We start from the raw sequence: 9427 nt of genomic DNA on the forward strand, positions 1-9427 counted from the left end.
TCGATCTCGTCGATCCGCAGGCCGCCGTGCAGGCGCTCGATACCGTGCAGCGCGAATTCGGCCGGGTCGACGCGCTGCTGAACATCGCGGGCGCGTTCGTGTGGCAGACGATCGCCGACGGCGACGCCGCCACGTGGGACCGCATGTACGAGCTGAACGTGAAGACCGCGCTGAACGCATCGAAGGCCGCGCTGCCGCACCTGCTGGCGAACCCGGCCGGGCGCATCGTCAACATCGGCGCGGGCGCGGCGTTCAAGGCCGGCACGGGGATGGGCGCGTACGCGGCCGCGAAGGCCGGCGTCGCGCGGCTCACCGAGGCGCTGGCGGCCGAACTGCTCGACCGCGGCGTGACGGTGAACGCAATCCTGCCGAGCATCATCGATACGCCGCCGAACCGCGCGGACATGCCGGACGCGGATTTCACGCGCTGGGTGAAGCCGGAGCAGATCGCGGCGACGATCGGCTTCCTGCTGTCGGCCGATGCGCAGGCGATCACCGGCGCGTCGATTCCGGTGACCGGCCGCGTGGCATAGCGCGGCAGGGCAAGGCAAGGGCAGGGCAAGGGCAGGGGCTCGCGCGGCGGCCGGCCGTGCGTACAATGTCGCACCGGATTGCGCGAGCCCAGCCTGAGACCATGCATCAGCCCAATATCCTGATCGTCGAAGATGAAATGGCGATCGCGGACACGATCATCTATGCCCTCGGCACCGACGGCATGCAGACCGTCCACTGCACGCTCGGCCAGGCGGCGCTCGACCACCTGCGCGACACGCGCTTCGATCTCGTGGTGCTCGACGTCGGCCTGCCGGATCTCAGCGGCTTCGAGGTGTGCCGGCGGCTGCGCACGTTCTCCGACGTGCCGGTGATCTTCCTCACCGCGCGGCACGATGAAATCGACCGGATCGTCGGGCTCGAGATCGGCGCCGACGATTACGTGGTCAAGCCGTTTTCGCCGCGCGAGCTGGCGGCGCGGGTGCGCGTGATCCTGCGGCGCTTCTACCGGACGGCCGCGCCCGAAGCGGCACCCGCGCCCATGCCGGCTGCGACCATCGCACCGGGTTTCACACTCGACACCGACGGCGCCCGCGTATCGTGGCTCGGCCACGCACTGGACCTCACGCGCTACGAATTCGGGCTGCTGGCGCTGCTGGTCCGGCATCCGGGGCGCATCTATTCGCGTGAGCAATTGATGGACCTCGTGTGGCACGAGGCATTCGATTCGGCCGACCGTACGGTCGACACGCACATCAAGACGTTGCGCGCGAAGCTGCGCGCGATCGACCCCGAGCGCGACCCGATCCGCACGCATCGCGGGATGGGTTATTCGCTGCAACCGTAACGACCGGCACCGCCCATGCATATCGGCCTGCGCATCTTCTTCGGCTTTTTCCTGATCGTCGGCCTGGCCGCGCTGATCACGCTGCGCGTGTTCGTGCAGGAGGTGAAGCCGGGCGTGCGCGAGGCGATGGAGGACACGCTCGTCGATACCGCGCAAGTGCTCGCGACGCTCGCCGCCGACGACATGGAAAACGGCCACATCGCCGACGGTGCGTTCGCGCGGCAGCTCTCGAAACTGCACGAAAGCCCGGTCAGCGCGAACGTATGGGGCGTGCAAAAGACCGCGATCGGCTACCGTCTCTACATCACCGATGCGCACGGGATCGTGCGCTACGACTCGTCCGGCCGTGCGGTCGGGCAGGACTATTCGCGCTGGAACGACGTGTACCGGACGCTGCGCGGCGAGTACGGCGCGCGCAGCACGCGCAGCGATCCGAACGACGACAGCAGCACCGTGATGCACGTGGCGGCGCCGATCCGGCACGGCAACCAGATCATCGGCGTGCTGACGATCGCGAAGCCGAACCAGACGGTCGCGCCGTTCATCGCGCGCAGCCAGCGCAAGATCATGCTGTACGGCGCGCTGCTGATGGGCGGCGCGATCCTGATCGGTGTGGCCTGCACGTGGTGGCTGGTGGTCGGGCTGCGGCGCCTGCAGCGCTATGCGCGCGCGATCGCGGCAGGCGAGCGGGCCGACATGCCGCTGCAGGGCGCGAGCGAGCTGGCCGAGCTCGGGCGCGCGGTGGAGAGCATGCATCAGCGGCTGGAGGACCGGCAGTACGTCGAGACCTACATCCATACGCTCACGCACGAGATGAAGAGCCCGCTGGCGGCGATCAGCGGCGCGGCCGAACTGCTTCAGGAAGACATGCCGGTGGCGAACCGGCGGCGCTTCACCGAGAACATCCGCCGCCAGGCCGGTCGCCTCGAACAAATGATCCGCAAGCTGCTCGCACTCGCGGAAGTCGAGCAGAAGCAGCGCCTGTCGGTGCGCGAACCGGTCGCGCTGCGGCCGGTGCTCGAACAGCTCGTCGACGATATCGAGCCGCGCGCGCGGCAGCGCGGCGTGAGCCTCGCGATCGACGCGCATGACGCGGCCGATCCGGCGATCGTCGAAGGCGATCCGTTCCTGCTGCGCCAGGCGCTCGGCAACCTGCTCGACAACGCGCTGGATTTCGCGCCGCGGGGCAGCACGATCCGCATCGCGCTCGAACGGCAGCCGGCGGGCAGGGCGCAGGTCGCGGTCGTGCGCGTGGCCGACGACGGCCCCGGCGTGCCCGACTACGCACTGGCGCGCGTGTTCGAGCGCTTCTATTCGCTGCCGCGTCCCGACGGCCAGGATCGCAGCACGGGCCTCGGGCTGTGTTTCGTCCGCGAGGTCGCGATGCTGCACCGCGGCCAGGTCGCGCTCGCGAACCGCGACGAAGGCGGCGCGTGCGCGACGCTCACGCTGCCGTCGGCGGGCTGACCACACTTCACGTTCGCCGCACATTCGCTTCACACCGGCTTCAATCGCCCTTCACCGGGGCGGCTCATGCTGACCGTACCCTTTTACTCCGGTACCCGTCGGCCATGAATCGAGTCCTGTTGTTCAAATTCGCGATCACTGCGTTCCTCGCGCTGCTGATCCTGATCCCGCTGCACATGGTGCAAAGCATCGTGCAGGAACGCTCCGCGTATCGGATGGACGCGCTGCAGAGCATCTGGTCGAGCTATGCGGGGCCGCAGACGGTGGCGGGCCCCGTGCTCGTCGTGCGCTACACGGAAGTCACGCGCGTGCGCGACGATTCGCCGGCCGGCGGCGCGGCGAAGACGAGCCTGCGCAGCGAAACGAAGCGCCTGCTCGTGTTTCCGAAGACGCTGAACGTCGACGGCACGCTGACGACCAGCGTCCGCTATCGCGGCATCCACAAGGCGCTGGTGTACGAACTGGCGAGCCGGATGACCGGTACGTTGCCGTTGCCGGACCTGAAGAAGCTGCCGCAGGCGGATGGCCACGTGAGCTTCAAGGTCGACGATGTCTTTGTGTCGATCGGGATCGGCGACATTCGCGGGCTGACCGCGCAGCCCGACCTGCGCATCGGCGGCACGCGCTTCGATGTCGAGCAGGGCACGCGGCTGGACAGCCTGCGCCAGGGCGTGCACGCGAACGTCGATCTCGCCGCGCTGGCGGACGCGAACGCAGGGGCGGCCGTGCCGTTCAGCATCGACCTGCCGCTGCGCGGTGCGGATTCCGTCGCGTTCGCGCCGGTGGGCGACCAGAACGATTTCTCGCTGAAATCGACGTGGCCGCATCCGAGTTTCGACGGCGCATTCCTGCCGAACAACCGCACGGTCGATGCGCACGGCTTCACCGGCAACTGGCGTGTGACGTCGTTCAACACGAAGGCGCGTGAGCAGATCATCTCGGGCAACGGGGAAGGTGCGATCGAAATGGCGTCGGTGTCGGTGATCGAGCCCGTGAACGTCTATCTGCAGGCCGAACGTGCGACGAAGTACGGCGCGCTGTTCGTGATGCTCACGTTCGCGAGTTTCTTCATGTACGAGCTCGTGAAGCGGCTGCGCATTCACCCGATCCAGTACACGCTGGTCGGCCTGTCGCTCGCGCTGTTCTTCCTGTTGCTGCTGAGCCTGTCCGAACACATCAAGTTCGCGTATGCGTATCTCGCGGCGAGCGGCGCATGCATCGGGTTGCTCGCCTTCTACCTGTCGTTCGTGCTGCACAGCGTGAAGCGCGGGGCGGTGTTCGCGGCGCTGCTCGCGGTGCTGTACGCGGCGCTCTACGGGTTGCTGCTGTCGGAAGACAACGCGCTGATGCTCGGTTCGCTGCTGCTGTTCGCGATCCTCGCCGGCATCATGACGCTCACGCGCCGCGTCGACTGGTATTCGCTCGGCGCCGCGTGGCAGCCGCTGGCCGACAAGGCCGGTGCGGGTGCCGCGAAGCCTGGCGCGCAGGTGAAGTAGGCACGCGGGTTGCGGGCAGGCGCGCCGGTCGGGAAGCTCCGGCCGGCGCGTCACACCGCGAATCGCCACATCGCCGCTTCACGCGCGCGATGCAGGCCGCCGAAAACGCACCAGCGGAATCTCGGCAACAGCGGCGATCTCGATCAGCAGATCGGGATGATAGAGACGCTCGACCTGGACGGTCGTCGTCACGGGATAGGGCTCGGCGAAGTACGTCTTGCGGAGGTCGCCGGCCTGCATGAAGGCATCGATGTCGGTCGCGTAGTGAACGAGCGAGATCACGTCCTGCATCTGTCCGCCCAAGGTAGCGAGCACCGCGCGGATGTTGTCGAGCGTCTGCCGCACCTGCGTGCGCATGTCGCCGTGGCCGACCACCTGGCCGTCGCGGTCGAGCGACACTTGCCCCTTCAGATGCACGATTCGGCCGTCGCCCTGGATCACGGCCATCGAGAACGCGCCGAACGGCGCCCAGACTTCCGGCGGATTCACTGCTTCAGCCATGACGCGGCTCCAGTGGGTCGATGACGAGGATGCGGCGGAAGGGGCGGCGGCGAGCGTTGCGATGAGTCCGGGCCCTGCGCCGGCCGGAAACGCAATACGAGCGAGGCATCGACAGCGTCGCCTGGTTCGCGGACAATCGCGCCATTATGGATCAACGTCCGGCGAAGGGTGACCGACGCCACCGCGGCAACGACGACACCCCATGGACGATATCCGGATCATCAGGGATCTCGCAGAAATCGAGGACACCGCCTATATCGAACTCATGGGCGGGCCGTATGCGCACAAATGCTGGAACGAGGGATCGCTGTTTTTCAGGGAGGAAGTCTTCGGCCTGCTCGAAGCGGCGATCGCGCGACAGATCCCGGACTACGATCATTACGCGTTCAACGGCATCGCTATGCCGGACTGGCTGCGGATCGTGGACGAGCTGGACGACACGCGCAGAATGCTGGGCGACGCTGCGCAGCGCATGACGGCACTCGAGCGGCTCGACTTCGTGTTCCGCGATTCGCGGCAGGCTTTCGTCGACCGTCTGGACGCGAGCTGCGCCGAGCTTGCGGAGGTGATCGCCGAAATCGATGCATGGACACGCGAGGTCCGGATTCGCCACGATCAGGTGACGATTTTGGGGATATGACGCCGCGTGGCATGGCCCGCGCGGCACGCATATCGGGCGGCATCCGCTTATACTGAACGCGTCTTTTCATTCGATTTTCGCCGTGCCCAACACTGCCTCTCCGGATCCGTCCGTCGACGATCCCCGTCCGACCCCGCCCATCCAGCCCGAACTCGAAGACTGCTGCAACAGCGGCTGTTCGCCGTGCGTCTTCGATCTCTATGACGAAGCCCTCGCGCGCTATCGCGTCGAGCTGGCCGAATGGGAAGCGCGCCAGGCGCAACGCAAGCATCACGCGTGATGCCGGAGGCCGGCGAGCGGCTGCGCCTGCATCTGCACCGCTTCCGCGTCCGACCCGCCGTCGCAACGATTCCCGTCCCGCTTACGTGCCTGCATGCAGCCGCCGATGCAGCGGCCCGAGCATCGCCGATAGCGCGATGCACACGAGCAGCACGGCCGTCAGCGCGAACATCGACGTCCTGAAGCCCTGCACGTAGTCGAGCGCAGCCGGATGCGCGCCGAGCCGGGCGAAGAACACGCCGCCGAGCGTGGCCGCGCCGACGGCCGCGCCGATCTGCAGCATCGCGGTGACCATGCCGGAGGCGACGCCTGCGCGTGCCGTGTCGACTTCCGCGAGCACGATCCGTACGACCGACGGCAGCACGAGGCCCTGGCCGATCCCGATCGCTGCAATCCCCACGTAGAAGCCGGGGCCCGGTGCGGCTGCACCGGCCAGCGCGGCGGCTGCCGCGACGCCGGCCGCGAGCATCGCGAAACCGAGCGTGAGCACGCGATAGCCGCCGAACCGGCCGACGAGTCGCGGCATCAGCAGCGGGCTCGACAGGAAACCGAGCCCGAGCGGCAGGATCGCGAGCCCAGACGCGAGCGGCGACCAGTTCAGGCAGCCCTGCAGGTAGATCCCGTAGCTCAGGAAGAACGCGCTCAGCGTGTAGAACAGGAACGCCAGCACGAGCCCGAGCGCGACGACGGGGTTGCGGAACAGGCGCACGTCGAGCAGCGGATCATGGCCGCCCGCGAGACGGCGCGCCTCGACCGCCAGCAGCGCAACGAGCATCGGCAGCGCGCCGACGAGGCACGCGACCATCCACAGCGGCCAGCCCGCCTCGCGCCCGTGCGTGAGCGGGTAGACGAGCATCAGCAGGAACAGCGACAGCAGCGCCATGCCCGGCACGTCGATGCGCTGGCCTTTCGGCGGGCGGCTTTCCGGGATGAAGCGCCAGCTGCCGATCAGCGCCAGGATGCCGATCGGCAGGTTGACGAGGAAGATCGCGCGCCAGCCGAGCCCGAACGGATGCAGGCTGATCAACGCGCCGCCGCCAAGCTGGCCGATCACGGCCGCGAGGCCGAACACGAAACCGTAGAAGCCCATCACGCGCACCTGCTCCTGCGGGCTGAACACGCTGCGGATCGTCGCGAGCACCTGCGGCGCGAGGATCGCGGCGAACAGGCCCTGCAGCACGCGGCCGCCGACCAGCACCGCGCCGCTGCCGGCAAGCCCGCACAGCGTCGACGCGACGACGAAGCCGGCCATCCCGATCATGAACATCCGCTTGCGGCCGTACAGGTCGCCGAGCCGGCCGCCGGTGATCTGCACGACCGCGTTCGCGCACGCGTATGCCGATACGACCAGCTGCAACTCGGCCGGGCGCGCGCCGATGCCGTCGCGGATGGCCGGCAGCGCGAGATTCACAATGAAGTAGTCGAGCGGCGGCAAAATCGCGCCAACCAGCAGGACCACCAGCGCCCAGCCGTGGTGGCTGCGCGGCGTCGCCGCAGCGGCCGTGCCGGCCGGCACGCAGGGGGCAAGGGTGTCGTTCGTCATGGAAGCAGGTCCGAAAGAATGAGTGCCACATTCACGCCGGACGCGACGCGGGGCGCACCGGTTCGGCCGTGGACGGGCGATTGACCCCCATTCTGGGCGGTGGCAATGAATCGGAAAAGCGGGAATTGGTGGTAGCATCCATCGGGTTATTCGATGGATGGAGATTGGCGATGCGCGGTTTCGACCTGGATCAGTTGCGTACTTTCGCGGCGGTCGCGGATGCCGGCAGCCTGACGGCCGCCGCGCCGCTGCTGCACCTGTCGCAGTCGACGGTCAGCGAGCAGGTGCGCAAGCTCGAATCGCGTGCCGGCGTGCCGCTGTTCGTGCGCAGCAAGCGCGGGGTCGAGCCGACCCCGGCCGGCTCGCGGCTGCTGCAGCACGCGCGGCGCATCGTCGCGCTGAACGAGGCCGCGTTCGACGAAGTGCGCGGCCAGGCGATCAAGGGCGAGCTGCGCGTCGCGATCACCGATTACTACCGGACCAACGAAGTCGCGGGCCTGCTCGCGCGGCTGCGGGAGTGCTACCCGCAACTGAGCCTGCACGTCAGCGCGATGAAGAGCGCGGATATCGAAACGGCGCATGCGCGCGGGCAGGTCGATCTCGGCGTGGTGATGAATCTGTCGAGCGGGCCGTTCCGGCCGGCGTCGGCGGATACGCGCTGGGTGCTGCGGCGCGAGCCGCTGTCGTGGGTCGCATCGCCCGCGCTCGCCGAGCAGTTGCCCGAGCCGCTGCCGCTCGTGCTCCTGCCGGACGACTGCATGATGCATCAGGTCGCGGTGCGCTCGCTCGACGAGCAGCATATGCCGTACCGGCTCGTGCACAGCGCGTCCGGGGTGGCGGGGCTGCAGTCGATGCTGGCGGCGGGGCTCGGGGTGGGCTGCCTGTGCGCGTCGGCGATCGGCGAGGGCATGATGCGGCTCGGCGCGAAATTCCGGCTGCCGCCGCTGCCGGACGCGGTGTTTTCGCTGACGCCGCCGATGCCCGGCGAACGCGAAGCCGTCACGCAGGCGCGCGAGGTGCTGTCGCGGCAATTGCTGATGTAAAACCGGGCCGCACGACCTGCGGCGGCGCGTACCTGAGAGGCGCGCGAAGGAACATAAAAATGAACGACGAACTGCAACGCCAGATGGCCGCGAAGCTGCAGGATGCGCTGGAGCGCGTGGTCGATGAACGCTCGCTGATCCACTTCCTGCGCGTGCTCGGCCACGACTGGAACAAGGAGCGCCAGCTCGAGGCCGACGTGCCGCCGTCGCCGTACGCCCGCGGCGCGCTCGGGTGGGAAAATCACTCGATCGGCGAGTACCTGGACGCGATGGTCGACTGGGCCGAGGCGTCGGAGGAAGGGCTGCGTTTCTACGACGTGCCCGACAATCCGTGGCGGCGCATGGCGGACATCCTGTTCGCCGGGAAAATCTACGAATAGCGCCAGGCGGGCGCTTCGTTCACTTCATTCGTGACCGTCGCCGCGAACCGTCTATTCGACGATTTCGCCGCTCACATACGCACGCAGCCCGTCGGCTAGCGCGTCGAACACCGCGCGGCAGCGCGGGCTCGACCGCAGGTCCTCGTGCATCACGACCCAGGTTTCCAGCGGCACCGCGAGCTTGTCCGGCAGCACGCGCACGAGCCGCGCGTCGCGTTTCGCGAGCCCGCTCTGGCAGAAGCCGATCCCGTAGCCGGCGCGGATCATCGCCAGCTGTGCGAGGTTGCTGTCGGTGCGCAGCGAGAACGCATCGCGCTTCCACAGCGGCATGCTGCGGCCCATCGAGCGGATGAACGGCGTGACCGTATCGAAGCCGATCAGCGCGTGATGCGCGAGTTCGTCGGTCGTCTCGGGTACCCCGTTGTGCACCAGGTAGTCGTCACGTGCATACAGCCCGACATCGACCGCGCCGATGCGCCGTGCAACGAGCGCTTCCTGCGTGGGCGGCGCCATCCGGACCGCGATGTCGGCCTCGCGCTTGAGCACGTCCTGGAGGCGGTCGGTCGGCACCAGTTCGATGACGAGCCCCGGATGGTTGCGCCGCAATTGCGCGAGCATCGGCGGCAGCACTTCGACGGCGATCACGTCGCTGGCCGAGATCCGCACGATGCCGCGCACGCCGGCGCCGTGGCTTGCCGCCGCGCGCTCGAACGCGGCCGCCGCGCTGCGCAGCGCCTCC

General features: G+C 68.2%; 11 protein-coding genes. 8 read left to right on the forward strand and 3 right to left on the reverse strand.

The features are described 5' to 3' along the window. The 4 genes from F3J15_RS36170 to creD form a co-directional block, all read left to right on the forward strand. On the forward strand, nt 1–533 hold a 533-nt coding region (locus F3J15_RS36170), incomplete at its 5' end, for an SDR family NAD(P)-dependent oxidoreductase (protein ID WP_166897406.1). 101 nt (nt 534–634) lie between these two features. Continuing rightward, nucleotides 635–1339: a two-component system response regulator CreB gene (gene creB / locus F3J15_RS36175; protein WP_089485390.1), complete on the forward strand. Its 705-nt coding sequence runs from the start codon at nt 635–637 to the stop codon at nt 1337–1339. A gap of 15 nt (nt 1340–1354) precedes the next feature. Further along, a complete protein-coding gene (creC, locus tag F3J15_RS36180) occupies nt 1355–2806 on the forward strand; it encodes a two-component system sensor histidine kinase CreC (protein ID WP_166897409.1) in 1452 nt (483 codons plus the stop codon). Nucleotides 2807–2910: 104 nt separating this feature from the next. Continuing rightward, nucleotides 2911–4302, forward strand: coding sequence for a cell envelope integrity protein CreD (gene creD, locus F3J15_RS36185; protein WP_166897412.1), 1392 nt, complete (start codon nt 2911–2913; stop codon nt 4300–4302). Between the two features lie 78 nt (nt 4303–4380). Here the strand turns inward: creD and F3J15_RS36190 are convergent, their stop codons facing one another. Continuing rightward, a complete protein-coding gene (locus tag F3J15_RS36190; RefSeq protein ID WP_166897415.1) occupies nt 4381–4803 on the reverse strand; it encodes a RidA family protein in 423 nt (140 codons plus the stop codon). Nucleotides 4804–5005: 202 nt separating this feature from the next. On the opposite strand from F3J15_RS36190, the gene F3J15_RS36195 reads away from it, so the two are divergent. Both F3J15_RS36195 and F3J15_RS36200 read left to right on the forward strand, forming a co-directional pair. After that, nucleotides 5006–5443: a hypothetical protein gene (locus F3J15_RS36195; RefSeq protein ID WP_166897418.1), complete on the forward strand. Its 438-nt coding sequence runs from the start codon at nt 5006–5008 to the stop codon at nt 5441–5443. Nucleotides 5444–5525: 82 nt separating this feature from the next. Continuing rightward, nucleotides 5526–5723, forward strand: a complete 198-nt coding sequence (locus tag F3J15_RS36200) for an oxidoreductase-like domain-containing protein (protein WP_069252077.1) — start codon at nt 5526–5528, stop codon at nt 5721–5723. An 81-nt stretch (nt 5724–5804) separates the two neighbouring features. On the opposite strand, the gene F3J15_RS36205 is transcribed toward F3J15_RS36200, so the two are convergent. After that, a complete protein-coding gene (locus tag F3J15_RS36205) occupies nt 5805–7265 on the reverse strand; it encodes an MFS transporter (protein ID WP_166897420.1) in 1461 nt (486 codons plus the stop codon). 170 nt (nt 7266–7435) lie between these two features. Between F3J15_RS36205 and F3J15_RS36210 the strand changes: the two genes are divergently transcribed. Continuing rightward, on the forward strand, nt 7436–8308 hold the full coding sequence (locus F3J15_RS36210) for a LysR family transcriptional regulator (RefSeq protein WP_166897423.1): 873 nt from the start codon (nt 7436–7438) through the stop codon (nt 8306–8308). A gap of 59 nt (nt 8309–8367) precedes the next feature. Then, the gene (locus tag F3J15_RS36215; protein WP_166897427.1) at nt 8368–8688 is read left to right on the forward strand and encodes a hypothetical protein; all 321 of its coding nucleotides are present in this window, start codon (nt 8368–8370) and stop codon (nt 8686–8688) included. A gap of 51 nt (nt 8689–8739) precedes the next feature. Here the strand turns inward: F3J15_RS36215 and F3J15_RS36220 are convergent. Then, nucleotides 8740–9427 (reverse strand): LysR substrate-binding domain-containing protein (locus F3J15_RS36220; protein WP_166897429.1); only part of this gene is annotated, 688 nt, incomplete at its 5' end.

The organism is Burkholderia sp. Ap-955 (genome assembly GCF_011753045.1).
Classification (GTDB): domain Bacteria; phylum Pseudomonadota; class Gammaproteobacteria; order Burkholderiales; family Burkholderiaceae; genus Burkholderia; species Burkholderia lata_D.